Source organism: Paenibacillus sp. LK1 (assembly GCF_002750415.1).
In the GTDB taxonomy this organism is placed as follows: domain Bacteria; phylum Bacillota; class Bacilli; order Paenibacillales; family Paenibacillaceae; genus Paenibacillus; species Paenibacillus taichungensis.
The window spans coordinates 138,704-156,177 of the sequence record NZ_PEII01000015.1; the positions used below are offsets into that span (position 1 = coordinate 138,704).

Genomic DNA, 17,474 nt, shown 5'->3' on the forward strand with positions numbered 1-17,474 from the left:
GGCAAGGAAAGGGGCATGTTCCAAGGCAGTATTAGGAACATGTCCCTTTTAAGCTAGCAAAGATACATTTCGTCCCACCCGGTTCAGTTCTGTCCACCTCCTTCATAACCTAGTTAAAAAGGACAAAGGAGGCTGGACCGAATGTCCCCCATGAAATCATCAAGCGGTCTGGATGAAAATATTGCCGGCATGCTCTGTTATCTGTTCACTTTTGTAGGTGGAATCATCTTTCTGGCTGTAGAAAAACGCAGCCGATTCGTTCTGTTTCATGCCCTTCAATCCGTTACGGTATTTGGCCTCATTATGGTCGGTCATGTGTTGTGTGCATTTCTCCCACTGTTTGGGCCATTGCTGGCATCACTGTTGTCCCTGCTTGGTGTGGTGGTCTGGCTTCTCATGGTGGTGACCAGTCTGCAAGGCAAATGGCTTAAGCTGCCGTGGGTCGGAGACTTTGCAGAGAAACAGATGCGGCATCTGTAGTATGTAACGTGTCTATCGGCTTCCTCCCAAAGTAATTCACCCCGTGAGTCTACATAATAATCCATCTTGTTTTCGGCAAAAAAAAAGAAAAAACACCGGAGACCTTGCTCTCTAACGAGCAAGGTCTCCGGTGTTTCATTTATTATGCCTTCAATAACGATTCACAGGATAGATGATTCATCCCCTGAATAGTTCAGGCCGTTTAACTTTTTTATTCACAACATTTATTATTCATTCCATAAGGAATTTAAAGTTAACATAATATACATGTTGAAGGCGTCGGGTAATAACAACGACGATTTAAGATCTTTACTTTTTACGCCGACTTGCCGTTATCTCCAAGGATCACATCCGCTTGATGTTCAGCCATTTTGGCAGCCGTTGCTTCAGTACCCAGACCATTAAACAGCAAATTCATGAAAATGGCCGTAAAGCTACCGGCAATAATTCCGTTACCGAGCATAATCTGTGCCCAGTCCGGCGCACCTGCGAACAATTGAGGCACAACCGTTACACCCAGCCCCATGCCTACAGAGCAGGCGATGATGAACAGGTTCTCATGACGGTTCAGATCAACCTGGCTGCCCAGAATACGAATACCAGACGATACCACCATACCGAACAATGCAACCATGGCTCCACCAAGAACAGAACCTGGAACTAGCTGTGCCAATGCAGCAATCTTCGGCACAAATCCGATGACCACAAGCAGTCCACCCGCTACAACGATAACATCGCGCGTTTTGACACGAGTCATCTGTACGAGCCCTACGTTTTGTGAATAGGTCGTGTAAGGGAATGAGTTGAAGATACCACCCAGCACAATCGCCAAACCTTCTGCACGATAGCCACGGGCCAGATCTTTGGAAGACAGGTCTTTATCCAAAATTTTTCCAAGAGCCATGAATACACCAGTAGATTCAGCTACGCTGACAATCGCCACTAGAATCATGGTCAGAATCGGCACAATCTCAAACGTCGGTGTACCAAAGTAAAATGGCTGCACGACATGAAACCAGCTCGCTTCGCGAATTGGCGCAAAGTTAACTTCACCCATAAGCCCTGCTGCCACTGTGCCCACGAGAAGGCCGATCAGCACCGAGATAGAACGAACGAATCCTGTCGTGAACCGTGTCATCAGAATGATGAACACCAATACGCCGAATCCGAGCAGAAGATGAACACCACTGCCAAAATCTTCTGCTCCCTGACTGCCGCCGAGATCGTTGAACGCAACCGGAATCAGAGTTAGACCAATAATGGTTACTACTGATCCGGTAACGACTGGCGGAAAGAGCCGAATCAATTTGCCAAAAATGCCCGAGAACAATACAACGAATATCCCTGACGCAATGATCGCACCATAGATGGCAGACACGCCGCTCTTCATCCCAATTAAAATCATCGGTGATACAGCCTGGAATGCACAACCAAGCATGACGGGCAGCCCCACTCCGAAGAAACGATTGCCCCATACCTGAAGCAGTGTTGCCACACCACAGGCGAGCAGGTCAATCGCAATCAGATAGGTCAACTGCTCCGTAGTAAAACCAAGGGCCTTGCTGACAATAATCGGTACAACGACAGCTCCTGCATACATCGCCAGAACGTGCTGGAGACCCAGAGAAAAGGTTTTGATCGGATGACGATGCCGCTGAAAAATACGTTCGCGTGCCATATTAGATCGTGACCTCCTCGTCCGCAAACGTAACTTGTCCGTCTGATAACGCCCCGATGCGAACCAGCGATTCCACACGGTATCCTGCTTCTTTCAGCAAGCGGCCTCCTGGTTGGAACGCCTTTTCAATCACGATGCCAATACCAACTACTTCAGCACCTACTTGCTCCACAATGCGGGCCAGACCAAATGCTGCCTCGCCATTGGCCAGAAAATCATCAATGATCAGTACACGGTCACCAGGCTGCATGAACTTCTTCGCAACTGTAATTTCATTGGTCTCCTGCTTCGTAAAGGAGTACACTTTCTCAACCAGAATGTCTTCCGTAAGTGTAAGTGACTTCTGCTTCCGTGCAAAAATAAGCGGCACGTTGAGTTCCAGCGCAGTCATGATGCCTGGTGCGATCCCTGAGGATTCAATCGTCAGTACACGTGTAATGTTCTCCCCTTCAAAACGGCGGATGAACTCCTTACCGACTTCCTTCATCAGAACCGGGTCCATCTGGTGGTTCAGGAATGAATCCACTTTGAGTACCTGCTCGGACAGGACAATGCCTTCCTGTATTACCTTTTCTTTTAACAATTGCATCGTAATTCTTCCCCCTGTGTGCCTTCCCGTACAGAAGCCTGCATGACCTCGATCCCCGCTGTAAAAAAACAAAAAGCCCGCCTTTTTACACGCTGCGGAAGAACCGGAGACGGGAAAAGACGGACTTGTACATATGTGGACAAGCCGTATGGATACTGCAAGTATAATGAAGTGGAAGAGCATGATAACAGGATAACTAGAGCAAACCTCAAACTCCCTATTCAAGAAGGGATATGAAGCTACCTGAACATCCTTTTTCAGACACACTGCCCGAGAATCATCTCTCTCCATACCTTAACAACGTTGCAGGATCTTTCCCGTAGTCCGATCATTCCGGTGATCGGGTAGAAACATGCAGGCCTATTCCTGCACATATACGAGTCGGCATATTAAATTTTTAGAGCTCCATGATTCGTTACAATGTATGATCGCGAACCTGAATGTAAAAGTATGAGCGAACTGATAATGTTAGAAGTATACCGAATCGGCGGCGTGAAATAAAGAAGTATTTTCATGGAAGTTGCGGAAACTTGTCTTAATTTGCATTAAAGGGATGATTGCTGCGGTTTTTTTATGTACAATATGAGAACGGAAGCGCGTGTCCGAACGGAGAATCGATGGAAACGCCGCCTGTATTATGAATTTATTGGGTAAAGGAGATTTGCAGACATGAAAGGCGTATTAAAGGAATTTAAAGAATTTGCTGTACGTGGCAACGTCATCGATTTGGCAGTCGGTGTCATTATCGGGGCTGCTTTTGGTAAAATTGTCACGTCCCTCGTGAATGACATTATCATGCCACCTGTAGGTAAACTGCTTGGAGGCATTGATTTCAGTCAAAAAATCATTAATCTGGATCGGGATATGCGTACTGCCAGCGGGCAGGAGATCACAACACTCGCTCAAGCCAATGAGGCTGGCGCTACGGTGATTGCATATGGGCAGTTCATCAACGTGATGATTGATTTTCTCATCGTTGCTTTCTGTATTTTCATGTTGGTGAAGGGTATCAATTACATTAAAAGCAAGGAACACAAAAAGCCCGAGCCGCAAAAAACGACCAAGGCTTGCAAATACTGTCTGTCCGAAATTCCGGCTGCGGCTACTCGCTGTTCGCACTGTACTTCAGAGCTGGAAGCAGAAGGTAACGGCGCAACAGCTTAATCGATTCCATGTTTCAAGTTCATCAGAATTTAAAGTGTACCCAAACTCTATATAGAGGTCAGTAGAGGTACATTTTTATTAAAACTTTATGTAAAAAAAACTCCTGCTTGATCTGTCAGCAATACTTCTTCATCCGTGTTGTTGCAATCCCGCACGGGGGCGGGTGGAATCAAATCGACTCCCACATGAAAGGTCTCACCGTAAAGGTGGGGCCTTTCTTTATCTCACAAGCAGGTATGTTGCTCTACTGTCATTATTATCTTACGCTCACTATGCTTACAAACTAGAATCGACGCGGCAACAAGTGCTCCAAAATCGACTTTAAATCCCGATCTTCCTTATAAACCTCTTCCCCGGTATCGAGCTCTGTTACCCGGATATAATCAAAATTCATCGAAGCATCCACAGGTTTAAACAACAATTGGCTCTCGTCTTCCAGACGTACGTTGAATCCCATATCCTTAAACATCGTTGTTAGCTGGCTATTCGCCGGTTCCTGACCCTGTCCAACAAATATAAGACCTCTAAGACTTTTACGTTCCTGAGGTTGCGGATAAATGACCTGAAAGTGTACAATGCATTCCATAAGATGGTTCCCCTTTCGTTTAAAACACACTTTGTGAAATTTTGAACTTTAAAACTTGCTATATAAGGAGATACGTATCATGACCCCAGAACGTTTCGACATTTACGACGATCAGCAAAATTGGATAGGTACAGAGCTGCGCAGCGTGGTCCATGCCGAGGGATTCTGGCACCGTTCATTCCACTGCTGGATCGTGCGGGACGAAGGTTCACAGCGGTTGGTTCTATTTCAGCGAAGACGGGATATCAAGGATACCTTCCCCGGATGTTACGACATTACCGCAGCAGGGCATCTCACAGCCGGAGAACAGCTGCATGAAGCCAGTCGTGAGCTTGAGGAAGAACTGGGCGTTCAAGCGCCTTTTGAAACGCTGACCTACCTGTTGACGGCAAGACAGCAACTTGAAGGGCAGGTTCACGGTGTACCTTTTATCGATCGGGAATTCAGCTCTGTCTTTGGACTGTGCTTGAACCAGTCTCTCGAAGCCTATACCTTGCAGGCAAGCGAAGTCGACAGCCTATACGAAGTACCCTTGGATGACCTGATTGCCTTGTTCCGTGGCGAAACCCATGTGATTCAAGCCGCAGGAGTTCAAGCCGTGCAGTCAGCGTCCGATCAGGTGGATCAGGCAAATCGAAACTCTGTTCCTCTTCCCGTTCAAACACGTCATTTGCGTGAGATTAGAGCAGCCGAGTTCGTGCCACACGGTACGGAATATTATATCGATGTACTTGAAGCGTTAGTTCACTTGCCCAAAAACTAACCAATTTTGCCTATGATAAAGTTACGTTCATAGCTTCATTTTCTCAAAAATAGCATGAATTCATACCCTATTACATTAGCTCAACAGGGAACATTTGCTGTGATGAACATCACTGCTTCTGTTAACTAGCATGAAGAGGCGTCTGCCTCATGGCAACGCCTGCTTCCTTTAAGCATGTATTTTGGAGTTCATACTCACTCTGAAGGTACGGACCAATAACGTGCCGAGAGGTTTTGGTATCGAGGCCCGTATCGAGACTCCAGTTCCTCTCCCATGTCCTGCTCCAGTTCATACAACACCAATTCCTGAGCAAAATGATTCAGCAGCAGTCCGGTCATAACCGGATGTTCTGTTACCATCGCTTGAGTGGCACAAGACTCCCCGCGCATCCCTAACATACACCAACGACGATCTACCACTAAAGAGAACTTTCGGCCATTACCTGCCCCGTATGAAGGCAAACCAGGCCAAGGAGCGGGCTGATCCATAATACCCTCTCCACCATCACATGACCATAACAGGCGCACGCCTCGGTCTTCGGCACGCTGCAAGTCGGCACGCAACAACTCCGCTTCCTCACGCCACACGTCCACCACAATCTCATGTTTGGCCTCAGCCAGTTCACGGCTTAGATTCTCAAATACATTTTTGTCGCCTTCAATGTTGTAAAAGACCGGCTTCTCCGGCTCATGCTGCGGCATACTGCTCTGCACATATTCAAGAGATGCACGCATCTGACCGGAGATCATGCTTGTCATTTCCTCAGGCTTCAAGACACTGTATTTCGCAGGCTCGCCTGCGCTGCAACGCAGGAATCCCCGCTGTTCCAACCGTTGCAGGGTGGCATATACATTGGAACGGGACACACCCAGCCTTTTCGCAACCTCATATCCCGAGGCCGAGCCTTGACGAGCGAGTTCCACCATTATTTTAGATTCCATCTCGGTAAACCCCAGATGACGCAAATGATGCAGCAGTTGGTCCATATTCCCGTCCCCCCATGCTGTAAGCAACCAGCGCTGCCACACAATGATTCGGCAGCGCGTCTACTGCATCAGATCTGTTCTGCTCCGCAGCGTGGGCACCATTTCGAACCTTTAGGCAGCTCTGCTGCACAAATCTGACAATTCACCATTTCGCGTGGCACTTCGGTCTGTACGTCCACCGTGTTCACGATCGGATTATTTTCTTTCCAGTATCGAATGCGCTCATCCAGCTCCTGCTGGCGCTCGCGCTCTCGTTGCATTTCTTCATCCCGACGGCGTTCCCACTCGGCATCGAAGGCTTCCTTTTCCTCTTGGGTAAATTCCGTACTGTTATACTCGGATTCGGTCTCCAGGTCCGCAATGGACGGAATTACCGTGTGATACGGCTCAGCTTCCTCCAGTTCCTCTTCAACTGGTGCATCATAGATTGGTCGCTCCGGGCTTTGGGCCACGGCTGCTTCCTGTCTCGCAGGGTTTGTCGCCCCTACAGATGCTGCTGCGGGTTTGAATTCACCCAACTTGCGTCCGCATTTCGGACAGAAGTTGGCATCCAGTGAAGCGACATGTCCACACTCGCATAAGCGCTCATTTTTGAGTTGTGCAATCTTGTTGCGCAGTCCATCGATCTCATCCTGCAATTCATCGCACAGCCCTGATAGATCCACCATCTCTTTTTCGGCACGCGTCATGTCCTGTGCGCGATAACCTTCATAGAAGATACGACCCATATCTGTAAAATGGACTTCCTGTTCCTGCTGCAAGCCCACAATCTGATTATTTATTTTTCCGATTTCAACGGCGTGCTGGGCACGCTCTGTTGCTTTGTTTGCTCCGTTCTTAATCCGCTGAAGCAGTTTCATGACATCTCCTCCTCTGTCCCGTCAGAAGTTGAACCTTTTGATTCAACACCCATTTGTTCCAAAACTCATTTTCATTTGATTTTTTTTATAGTATATAACTTATACGATATCATGCCAAAAAGTTGCGAAATCTCGCGTGAATGCCCGTTTTCTGCCGATGCTGGATGAATTCGGGGGCTTTCGTCAGGACCATACGTTCGGGTATAATGAAGCTTTGGCCCTACTGATCCGCCTACTTGGGCGGTTATCCCTATCATACCAATTTACAATGCGATTGTGAAAAGGGCAAATGAATTACTTTTAAGCCGGGATAGTCCTATCCCTGAATGCATATAGAGGTGGATGAATGATGTTAAGTCCGAACTCAACGTTTTACCCCCGTCCGCTTGGGGTTACCCCGGCAGCATCCCTGCCCCAATCCCCTTCAGCTCCGCTGGAGACCAGTAGGCAGCTCGTTGCCAGCGATGAACGGGATGCTCCTTATTTCCGCTCTCTGGAAGAGGTGGGCATCCGTCTGAACGGACCCCAGATCTCAGCGGTACGCCACGGCAAAGGCCCCCTGTTGACTCTCGCAGGAGCTGGCTGCGGCAAAACAACTGTACTGGCTGCACGAGCCGGCTACCTGATGGAGGTTAGTGGTGCTCACGCGGGAAGCATACTGCTGGTGACGTTCACGAACAAAGCTGCCACTGAGATGAAAGACCGCATCGCATCGCTGCCTGGCATTCGTCCCGCAGCCGCACGAGCGGTGCAGGCCCGTACATTCCACTCGTTCGCGTTGACGCTGCTGCGTCATTACGGCGTGCAGGAGGAGATTTTTGGTGAGTCCCGTGCGCAGCATACCGTGCTCAAGATGCTCCTGCGTCAGAATGGCATGAGTGAGGCTTTTCAGCCTGAGAGTCTGTTGGCTATGTTGTCCGCTTGGAAAATGCAAGGCTCAGAGACGAGCGATCTTCCCGAAAAATCACAGGAGGAACGAGATGCCAAACGTGTTCTCCTTGGTTATGAAGCCTGGAAGCGGGATCGCAACAAAATGGATTTTGATGATATTTTGCTGCGAGCTGCCGCTCTGCTTCGTGATCCTGCTGTACTGGGTCCGCTTCAGCAGCGTTTTCAGTACATCATGGTCGATGAGTTCCAGGATACGAACAGTCTGCAATATGAAATTGTACAAAAACTGGCTGCCGCCCACCGCAACCTGATGGTTGTGGGAGACGATGACCAGACGATCTATACGTTTAATGGGGCACGGCAGGAATCCATTTTGGAATTCGATAAAGTTTACCCCGGTGCACGCATCGTGACGCTGGATATCAACTACCGCAGCGATGCGCGTATCCTGGGACTGGGCAGTGAATTGGTCGCCCGGAACAAACGAAGACGTGACAAGCGGCTGCGCGCAGCCGGACATCGTGGAGATGCGCCCCGGTTCGCAACCCCCTCCAATGCCGAGGAAGAAGCAGCTTGGGTTGTTAATCAGTTGTGTCAGCAAGTCGAGGAAGGTCTTCATACGTATCGGGATATTGCGATCCTGCATCGGACAGCCAGTAGCAGTCGGGCTATATTTGAGCAGCTTGTGTTGAAAGATGTGCCGTTTGTACAACATGGTGCTTCCCCGGTCTTCTATGACCAGTCATTGATTCGACCTTTAATGGATCATATGCGGTTGTCCCTAAATCCACGTGCTGTAGATGCTCTGCCGAGTGCGCTTGGGCCTCTCTATGTTTCCCGCGATGCCGGACTGGAGTGGATTCAACGCAGTGAAGAGCAGCAAGCGAAGAAATATCCGCTCATTCATCTGGCCAAATGGGACAAGCTAAAGCCTTTTCAACAGGAGCAGGTCAAGGAACGCATCAAGCTGATCAAATCACTGACGAAGCTGAAACCGGTGATCGCGATCCAGGAGATGCGCCGCCAGTTTTACGACAAATATATGGAAAGCGGTGATCCAAGCATCTTTACCCATTATAAGGAAACGATGCTGGAGACACTGGACGAATTCGAAGCTGCCGCCAAAAAATTCGAAACCGTTGAAGAGTTCATCCAATTTGCCGATGAACTCTCCCGCAGACACCGCGAGATGGAATCACTGCGCCGTTCACAGGACAGCGATGCAGTCCAACTGATGACGATTCACCGGGCCAAGGGACTTGAATTCCCATGTGTATACTGGATCGGCGCCAGCGAAGGAATCGTACCTCACAGCACGGCACTGCGGCAGGATATCCCTGAAGACCAGAAGGCTGCTCTTACGGTGCAGCAGACGGATGCCGAACTGGACATGGCTTTGGAAGAAGAGCGACGACTCGCCTATGTCGCAATCACACGAGCCAAACAGTACTTATACGTCACTTCTCCCGCCAGTCATCACGGTAAGCCAGCAGACGTCTCCCGCTTTCTACTGGAGGCCTTCGGCATGGAGGTACCAGATAAACGCAAAAAACGCGAGGATGGACCGACTGGTAATCACGCGTCATATGGCAGCGGTAGCAGCAACTGGAAGAGTAACGGGAACACGAATGGTAAAGCTAACGGCAATGAGAGTAGAAATGGAAATGCATCATACGCCCGTTCAGGTTCACGGCCGCAGGGACGGGATGCAGTGAGTCCAGTTCAGCGTGGTGCAGATCAGCGCAGCGCAATCCGTCAAAGTGATCAGCGTGATTTTGAAGTACTCGATGAACGCGACGAGGATCGTCTCAGTGAACGGCGCGGCAGCGGGGTAATTCGCAATCACACGGCGTTCAGCACCACGGGTATAAGTCAGACCGCTTCGTCCTCCAGCAGCTCGGGGTTGCACTCTTCAGGTGCAGAACGTACAGAGACCGTAGCAATCTGGAAGTGCAGTTCTTCCACCTGCAAAGCGTGGCTGCGCCAGAAACCGGATGGTGCTTCTGCCAAGTCATCTAAAAAGGCGACCTCTGGTCCTCCGCCCTGTCCGCTTTGTTCAGGCACCATGGAGGCCAGCACCCGGAAGGTTCCCGTAACTGGGCGGTTCGGAAGGTAACAAGCAAGTATACCAATGCACATTATATGACGTTCAGAGGAAGAGCTGTCCCGTAAGTCATGAGTGTAGGCAGGTTGGCAGCTCTTGTTTTTTGCCTAACAAAACTAGCACACGCTATTTGCTTCCATTTGCTTAGAGCTGAGGTGTAACGAATCACTGAGACCTTATTTCATCTATTTTGGCCAGTTCTAGTTCCTAAAGCCTTTTGATGCATAAATAAGGTCACTGGAGTTCGTTAAAATATGTAATCTTTGAGAATTAGCCTTTTAGTATGCGGTAGGTTCGTTAACGCTTGGAGCGAGAGGAGCATCCCTTTCGAGATAGCTCCTTTGCTCAAATTAGAAGAGGTGAGTTATGGAACTGGAAGCTGTAATTAAAGAGCGGATACAAGAAAGATTCGACATATTAGAAGAACTGTATACGATATGGTTTACTGAAAATCCAGCTTGTATCGTCCCCAAAAAAAGATTCTATCCGGATGCACACATAGAGAGACAGAGAACGATCACATATTTATTGAACAAAGGATTTATTGTTGTAGATCCCGTAGAAAATGAACCGGAAATGGTTGCAGTGAGTATCACAGTTAATGGAATTGATTTTTTTGAGCAAGGTCGTTTAGATGGAAGAGGCAATGGATGGTCGGTTGTAACCGAGCACCTTGATGAGTAAGACGAAGATGAACGATTGCCATTCGTTTCAGGACGCTTCCTGCTGTTTATTAACAGTAGAAGCGTCTTTTTTCCATTTTAGAATGGAGGTTGGATTATGCAGGACGGCAAAAAGCATTACTATGTATCGGTAACCCATAATCTCATTGAACAGACCAAGAACGAATCAACACCCTTTGAAGTCATGGTGGACGAAGAACAGCTAAATCGGCTAAAAGACCTGATGAAAGTGCTGGAGGATGAAGATGCCTATACATTGCAACGGGCCCCGGTACCCTACAAATCGGCGGATCATGACGAAGCAACAGAACAATTCTCCGATGGCATGACATTGCTGTACACGTTTCTTTACGACCATGGCACTTCGGATACCCGGCAGGCGATTGAGAGCATGAATGTACTTTCACGGCTGCAAGATACGGATTATGATGATCCGGGGTATGAGAACTCACCGCTGAATAAATGAACCCTTATCATAAAGACTTCCTCTCCGATGAATCCAGGCCAATGACCTGTTTCAGGAGTAACGGGAGTCTTTATTTTTTTACAATTCGGTCCCATTAGTATCATTATTGATACTATAAACCAAAAATGATACTACTGTTTATTTTTAATATTATACTATATATTTTATATATAACTTATTTCTGCGAGGAGGATAACTATAGCGATGGGAAATCCAATCATGATGAAAGCGTTCGGATATTACGAGCCTGGGCTAGAGACCGACATACCACCATTTCAGGAGGTAGAAGTTGAGAAACCCCAACCTACAGGAAATGATTTACTCGTTGCGGTGAAGGCGGTATCTGTTAATCCGACGGATTGGAGATCTCATCTTTCCAAACATCCGGACGATTTATCCCTGACCGTGCCTGGTCGTGATGTAGCGGGAATAGTAGTGGACATCGGCTCCGATTGCAATTTGTTCAACGTTGGTGACGAAGTGTATTATGCGGGGAGCAATATGCGCCCAGGCGGACACAGTGAGTTTCATTTAGTGGATGAACGAATGGTCGGCAGAAAGCCGAAAAATCTGGATTTCGCCCAGGCGGCAGCTTTACCTCTGACAAGCCTTACGGCAGGAGAAGCTTTTTATGAACGCTTGGGCATTTCCAGAAATACATCGGATAATGAGGGTAAAAGCATGCTTATTATCGGGGCAGCGGGAGGCGTCGGATCGATTGCTACTCAATTAGCCAAGCTCGCTGGACTTAAAGTCATAGCAACTGCCTCTCGTCCCGAATCTGTCTCTTGGGTAAAATCAAACGGAGCAGAACATGTGATCAACCATCGTCAACCATTTGGACCACAACTTAAAGATCTCGGACTCGCTGGTGTACATTATATTTTCGTGCTAAATCATATAGATGAGCATATGGATGAGATGGCAGAAGTTATTTTGCCGCAGGGGAAAATTTGCTCCATTTTGCCCTTCGAAAAACCACCCGAACTTCAAAAGTTATTCTCAAAAAGCGTAACGCTCGTTTGGGAAATGATGTTCACCCGCCCAATGTTCCAGACAGATGATATGATTGAACAACATCTTCTACTTAATGAAATCGCAGATCTGGTGGATGCGGGCAAGATTCATACAACGATAGCAGAGCGGATTGAACCAATTAATGCAGCTAACTTGCTGGAAGCCTACCGAAAGAGCAAATCGGGCACTGCAATTGGTAAAATCGTGTTGGAAGGGTTTGAAAAGTAAACATACATCCGTTTTGTCTGATCATGATCAATAAATTAACCAAAAGGTGTTGTCTCTCCAATGATAAGACGGAGAAACAACACCCTTTAATACCAAGTTAAATTCAATTTCTATATCAGTCCAGACGAATCTCCTGACCCTTTTCGGCTGACTCGTAAATTCCGCTCAGCATCCGAGTCGAAGCCACACCATCCGCAATGGGACTGATGGGCTCTGTACCATTTATACAACAATCTACAAAGTGATCAATCTGATTTTGGAAGGCACCGTGAATATCGAGGCCTTTATAGTCTGTCTGAGGTTCAATGTTCAAGATCGTATTGTGTTTCTCAGTGACGATTAGTGTTTCCGGCTCCAGCTCAATTCCACCACGCTCACCGTACAATCTGACTGAAGATTCTTCCCCACGTGCATGCAGGGTAAAGCTCACATCTACCGCCAAAGAAGCCCCATTCTCGAAGCGGATCAGCGCATTCGCCATATCCTCCACATTGTTGACAGCAGAACTGTAATCTGCGGCTTTGTAAAAAGAAAGATGCTCGATATGGGCACGATTGCCCAGTTTACGATACGTATTTCCACTCACCGAAACAGGTTTCGGTTTGCCCATCAGATACCAGCATTGGTCGATAATATGTACGCCAAGATCAATGAGCGGACCACCGCCAGAACGGTTTTTGTCCGCAAACCAGCCTCCCGGATTTCCCAAGCGACGCAGGATAGAAGCTTTGGCATAATACAATTCACCAAACTCACCCGCATCAATGAAACTGCGCATCATCTGCATATTGTTGTCATACCGACGCACAAAGCCCACGACAAAAGTACATCCGCTTTTCTTCACAGCATCTTCAATCCGCAGCGCATCTTCCACATTGGTTGCTACCGGTTTTTCCAGCAGCACATGTTTACCTGCCTCAAGGGCAGCGATAGCAAACTCGGCATGCGTATTATTCCACGTACAGATACTAACGGCATCCACATGCGGATCCTTCAGCATCTCGCGATAATCGGTGTACACGGATTGTGCATCATACTTCTCTGCAGCCGCGGCTGCACGCTGTTCGTTCAAGTCACAGATGGCGTAAATAACGGCATTCTCGTTCTTGGCATAACACCTCATATGAAGATCCGAAATGGAGCCTGTGCCAATCATGCCGATATGTAGCATTTTGCTTGTGGTCATCTTCTTCCTCCCTTCCTTTTCCAGAACATGAATATCGTCTAGTCTGCCCGGAGCATGCCTTTGTAAATCCCTGGTGTTGAATTTTCGATCTTCACGGCCCCCAGGGTCTGAGCATAGAAATCCACAGGTCCCGCCGATCCAATAATCGCGTAAGCGTAACCATCTGTCTTCATGGCATGCATACAGGCCAACAACAGCGCTGTGCCGACACCTTTGCCCCGTGCCTCCTGACTAACACCCGTTGGACCAAAGAAATTACGACACGTTGCTTCATAACAAGCGAAACCAATCATTTTCCCATGCTCAAGCGCAATATAACAAGTCACAGGTTGACGTGCAAAAGCTACATCACACTCATCCACCCAGGGCTGGCTAAAATGGGATCTCACCCAATCCAGCACAACCTGCTTCTCTGGTGCGATTGCTCTTCGGATAACAATGGAGGACTCTTCTAACTTTTTCAGTCCACTCTCTTGCTCTGGCAAATGGTAAAGCGCAACCAACATATCACTCATATGATTGCCCCCCTCCTCATATTTTGACGTACCACACCCCCATGTAATCCAGGGTTAATTCAAAGTCTGAATCACACGTTCTCCACTCATTGATCCTTAACCGCATCCTGCTTCTTATAACCGGCAATGTGGTCTGTTTTTCAAATAATAGACTAACATGCAGCTCACATTATTTACCTCAAAGTGCAACACTGGACGAAGTTGTCCCGTCTATAAGTTTGGAACGTGGCCTTAATAGGAGTTTACCGCGTCATAACCAAGATGAGAAGGGATGAAATCAACGATGAACAACAACATGAAAAAAGTTAGCGCCCTGATGGTCCTGTCCTTGGCCCTGGGCGGGGGAGCCGCATACGCAGCAAACCTGGACAGCATTCAGCCCGTCAATTCAACTTCCGTATCAGCCGATAGCAAAGGAACTGAAGCCGTAAAAGTATCTGTGAACGGTGCACCGATGACTGACGGTTATTGGAACAAGGATGGTCAAGAACCCATGATCGCACTGCGTGATCTCACAGAAGCTCTTGGCATTGAACTGAAATGGAACAAGGAAAACAAATCTGCTGAGCTGACAAAGGGTACCCTCTGGACAATTGTTACCACAGGCAAAGACCAGTATTCAGTTAATAAAATGCTGCTTAAGCTGGGAACAGCGCCTGAGATCACAAATGGCACACTGTTTGTACCCGCTTCTTTTGCAGATAAAGTACTGCACGCACAAGTGAATACAACAGGTAACCAAGTAACCATCTCCAGTGAAGAGGAAGTGAAAACCGTTACTGAGCGTGGGGTCATTACGGGAATTAACAGTGAAGGCAAGTATCAATCCATCCATATCGGCGGTGCAGGTACAGATGGTATCGTTCTTAATGTTGGTGAAGATACCGTGTTCAAATCCGCGGATGGCAAAGATATCAAGCTTACTGATCTGACCATTGGCATGAACGTGGAAGCTGAGCACTCAGAGATTGCAACCCTCAGTTTACCGCCTCAAACACCGACTTATAAAGTCACTGTACTGGATACTGCTGCTTCGGAATCCGAAGCACAACCTAAAGAAGTTTTGGGTACAGCAGGCACGATTGAAAATGTAAAAACAACAGAAAATAATGGTACTCAGATCGAGATCTCCGGCTCCCGCCTGACAGAGACAGCACCTGACCATGTTATCCTTAACATTAGCAAAGATACAGAACTGGTGAATCATCAAGGGGAAACGATCAAACCAGAGGAACTGACCAAAGGGGCCAAAGTGATTGGTTTCTATAGCCCGGTCCTGACTCGCAGCTTGCCTCCAATCGGAACGGCTTGGAAAGTAGTAATTGAAACACCAGCCGATCAACCTGAAGCAAAATAAGCTGCCAGAAAATAAGGCTAGCCTTATTTATGCGTAGAGGTCAGTAGAGCTAGATCTCACTATATCAATGCAGAATTAACCTTATCCCACGCTCCCTCCTTCATGGAGGTCGGGGTAAGGTTATTTCTCTATACTGCATTTTGTCTATATGTATATAACAGTTCTATTCCGTTATTTCGGCATCAACCTCAGCTTGTGCTTCAACAATTGCTTCTGCCTCAATCTCCACCATCAGCAAAGGATCAATGAGTGCACTAACCTCTACCATCGTGGCGACAGGCTGGATCTGACCAAAAAATTCACCATGAGCCTTTCCCACTTCTTCCCACCGGGAAATGTCGGTAACAAACATGCGGGTTCTCACGATATGAGACATGTCTGCTCCTAATTCTTTCAGTGCATTTTCGATGGTCTGCAAAATAAATCTCGTCTGTGCATATGGATCACCTGCTCCAACCACAACACCGTCCTGCATGGCCGTAGTACCCGCAACCTCAATTCGGTTGCCAACACGAATGGCACGGCAATATCCTACAAGCGGCTCCCATGGAGAACCGGTAAACACCTGCTGTCTGTTCATTCTGCTTTCCCTCGCTTTAAATGTGATTTGAACTCCTGATTAAACATGAATTATATCAGCCTGCCGACCTGCTGAACAAGCAAACAAAATAGGATATAACTGAATTTAGCTCAAACCAAAAAGCCCCTGAAGTGATCTCCCGTGCCTTGGACACGGGTGAATCATTCAGGGGCTCTATGAAATTGAGATCCTAGTCCTCAATCAAAAGATGAAGAACCAGGCTTAAAGCTTGATATTAGCCTCATCAAAGTATTCTTCAAGTGTCAGTCCACTTTTCACAACATCAGGAGCCAGATCAGTGCCGACATAACGAATATGCCATGGCTCGTACACATAGCCGGTTATCGCTTCCTCACCTTGTGGATAACGGATGATGAACCCATATTCCGCTGCATGCTCAGCCAACCACTGGCCTTCTTTCGATGTGCCAAATACCTCTTCTATGGCATTGCCTACACTTGGACTGGAAACGTCAATCGCTAGTCCGGTCTGATGTTCACTGTGGCCTGGCACAGAGCTTACACGATCCGTGTATTCTTTACCTTTGGTTTTGACATTGTTGTTATAGATCGAAACCTGACGCTGATAAGAACGATATCCAGATACCGCACGAAGCTCAATGTCGTCTGCTTTGGCACCGGCAAAAAGCTTCTCCAACGCCTCGGCAGCTTCCTTGCGCATATGGCGCTTTTCATGCGGCCCGTCGAAGGAAAACGGTACGTTAGGCTCCACCAGATCATCCGGCTCGTATCCTTCTGGCAAGCTGCGCTGTTTGTTAACGATCACGGTCATCGCTTCTGAATTGGTCACTACCGCTTGTGCATCAATCGTCGTTTGCAGCGCGCTAATGCTGCGTTTCTCCATCAGGGGATCCTCTGCTGTGGCTCCATTGCCTGCGTCAGTAGAACCCTCTCCCCCAGTTGAAGCATTGCCGGAACCACTGTCCGTACCTTCATTGTTATTGTCAGAAGATGAGCTGTCATCCCCACCTGTGTTGTTGCCATCCTTGCCAGTATCCTCAGTCAAATGAACCGTGGTACCGTCCGACTCTTGTTGTGCGCTTCCTGCTGCGTTCAGATTCTGGTTCTCCTCTGAGCCCGAACCGTCCTGGCAAGCGGATAACAAAGCTCCGCATATCATAAGTGAGGACAGCATAACCGCAACTTGGCGCTGTCGTCCTGTACGTAATTTCATGTAAAAACTCCTATCGCATATTGTAATAATGATTGTAGTATTCGTGCATCAGGGCTTGTCTTCCCCTGCGACAGTATACCTTAAATTGCAGCGAAGCTCCACCGGTAAAGACCTCCTTGAGAGGAGGTCACTCTAAAGATATGCCGG

General features: G+C 47.8%; 17 protein-coding genes and 1 riboswitch. Of the genes, 8 read left to right on the plus strand and 9 right to left on the minus strand.

Translation table 11 applies throughout. The annotated features are described in order from the left end of the window. The first annotated feature begins 141 nt into the window (after window positions 1-141). Window positions 142-480, plus strand: coding sequence for a DUF4870 domain-containing protein (locus CS562_RS27495; protein WP_099858792.1), 339 nt, complete (start codon window positions 142-144; stop codon window positions 478-480). A 316-nt stretch (window positions 481-796) separates the two neighbouring features. Here the strand turns inward: CS562_RS27495 and CS562_RS27500 are convergent, their stop codons facing one another. After that, window positions 797-2,158: a nucleobase:cation symporter-2 family protein gene (locus tag CS562_RS27500; protein WP_099858793.1), complete on the minus strand. Its 1,362-nt coding sequence runs from the start codon at window positions 2,156-2,158 to the stop codon at window positions 797-799. A 1-nt stretch (window position 2,159) separates the two neighbouring features. Beyond that, window positions 2,160-2,747 carry a xanthine phosphoribosyltransferase gene (locus CS562_RS27505; RefSeq protein ID WP_099858794.1) on the minus strand — a complete coding sequence of 196 codons (588 nt, stop codon included), beginning with the start codon at window positions 2,745-2,747 and terminating at the stop codon, window positions 2,160-2,162. A 300-nt stretch (window positions 2,748-3,047) separates the two neighbouring features. Then, window positions 3,048-3,147: riboswitch (purine riboswitch) on the minus strand. Window positions 3,148-3,416: 269 nt separating this feature from the next. Here CS562_RS27505 and mscL point away from each other — a divergent pair. Beyond that, window positions 3,417-3,911 (plus strand): large conductance mechanosensitive channel protein MscL, encoded by a 495-nt coding sequence (mscL, locus tag CS562_RS27510; protein WP_099858795.1) that lies wholly within the window; start codon window positions 3,417-3,419, stop codon window positions 3,909-3,911. Between the two features lie 283 nt (window positions 3,912-4,194). On the opposite strand, the gene CS562_RS27515 is transcribed toward mscL, so the two are convergent. Then, window positions 4,195-4,497: a hypothetical protein gene (locus tag CS562_RS27515; RefSeq protein ID WP_076290555.1), complete on the minus strand. Its 303-nt coding sequence runs from the start codon at window positions 4,495-4,497 to the stop codon at window positions 4,195-4,197. 79 nt (window positions 4,498-4,576) lie between these two features. Here CS562_RS27515 and CS562_RS27520 point away from each other — a divergent pair, with 79 nt between their 5' ends. Then, window positions 4,577-5,260, plus strand: a complete 684-nt coding sequence (locus tag CS562_RS27520) for an NUDIX hydrolase (protein WP_099858796.1) — start codon at window positions 4,577-4,579, stop codon at window positions 5,258-5,260. A 194-nt stretch (window positions 5,261-5,454) separates the two neighbouring features. On the opposite strand, the gene CS562_RS27525 is transcribed toward CS562_RS27520, so the two are convergent. Both CS562_RS27525 and CS562_RS27530 read right to left on the minus strand, forming a co-directional pair. After that, window positions 5,455-6,246, minus strand: coding sequence for a TrmB family transcriptional regulator (locus tag CS562_RS27525; RefSeq protein ID WP_076290557.1), 792 nt, complete (start codon window positions 6,244-6,246; stop codon window positions 5,455-5,457). Between the two features lie 68 nt (window positions 6,247-6,314). Further along, complete coding sequence (locus CS562_RS27530) at window positions 6,315-7,106, minus strand: zinc ribbon domain-containing protein (RefSeq protein WP_076290558.1); 792 nt, start codon at window positions 7,104-7,106, stop codon at window positions 6,315-6,317. Between the two features lie 349 nt (window positions 7,107-7,455). Here CS562_RS27530 and CS562_RS27535 point away from each other — a divergent pair, with 349 nt between their 5' ends. The 4 genes from CS562_RS27535 (at window position 7,456) to CS562_RS27550 (ending at window position 12,495) form a co-directional block, all read left to right on the plus strand. Next, window positions 7,456-10,113: a UvrD-helicase domain-containing protein gene (locus CS562_RS27535; RefSeq protein ID WP_099858797.1), complete on the plus strand. Its 2,658-nt coding sequence runs from the start codon at window positions 7,456-7,458 to the stop codon at window positions 10,111-10,113. A 354-nt stretch (window positions 10,114-10,467) separates the two neighbouring features. After that, on the plus strand, window positions 10,468-10,785 hold the full coding sequence (locus CS562_RS27540; protein WP_099858798.1) for a hypothetical protein: 318 nt from the start codon (window positions 10,468-10,470) through the stop codon (window positions 10,783-10,785). Between the two features lie 96 nt (window positions 10,786-10,881). Then, window positions 10,882-11,250, plus strand: a complete 369-nt coding sequence (locus CS562_RS27545) for a hypothetical protein (RefSeq protein WP_099858799.1) — start codon at window positions 10,882-10,884, stop codon at window positions 11,248-11,250. A 204-nt stretch (window positions 11,251-11,454) separates the two neighbouring features. Continuing rightward, window positions 11,455-12,495 carry a zinc-binding alcohol dehydrogenase family protein gene (locus CS562_RS27550; RefSeq protein WP_306555253.1) on the plus strand — a complete coding sequence of 347 codons (1,041 nt, stop codon included), beginning with the start codon at window positions 11,455-11,457 and terminating at the stop codon, window positions 12,493-12,495. A 115-nt stretch (window positions 12,496-12,610) separates the two neighbouring features. On the opposite strand, the gene CS562_RS27555 is transcribed toward CS562_RS27550, so the two are convergent. Together CS562_RS27555 and CS562_RS27560 are read right to left on the minus strand one after the other, a co-directional pair. Continuing rightward, a complete protein-coding gene (locus tag CS562_RS27555) occupies window positions 12,611-13,681 on the minus strand; it encodes a Gfo/Idh/MocA family protein (RefSeq protein ID WP_099858800.1) in 1,071 nt (356 codons plus the stop codon). Window positions 13,682-13,719: 38 nt separating this feature from the next. Then, window positions 13,720-14,196, minus strand: a complete 477-nt coding sequence (locus CS562_RS27560) for a GNAT family N-acetyltransferase (protein ID WP_076290563.1) — start codon at window positions 14,194-14,196, stop codon at window positions 13,720-13,722. Window positions 14,197-14,479: 283 nt separating this feature from the next. On the opposite strand from CS562_RS27560, the gene CS562_RS27565 reads away from it, so the two are divergent. Then, complete coding sequence (locus tag CS562_RS27565; protein ID WP_076290564.1) at window positions 14,480-15,553, plus strand: copper amine oxidase N-terminal domain-containing protein; 1,074 nt, start codon at window positions 14,480-14,482, stop codon at window positions 15,551-15,553. 163 nt (window positions 15,554-15,716) lie between these two features. On the opposite strand, the gene CS562_RS27570 is transcribed toward CS562_RS27565, so the two are convergent. Both CS562_RS27570 and CS562_RS27575 read right to left on the minus strand, forming a co-directional pair. Beyond that, window positions 15,717-16,133: a RidA family protein gene (locus tag CS562_RS27570; protein WP_099858801.1), complete on the minus strand. Its 417-nt coding sequence runs from the start codon at window positions 16,131-16,133 to the stop codon at window positions 15,717-15,719. 222 nt (window positions 16,134-16,355) lie between these two features. Next, window positions 16,356-17,327 (minus strand): M15 family metallopeptidase, encoded by a 972-nt coding sequence (locus tag CS562_RS27575; protein WP_099858802.1) that lies wholly within the window; start codon window positions 17,325-17,327, stop codon window positions 16,356-16,358. Window positions 17,328-17,474 lie beyond the last annotated feature (147 nt).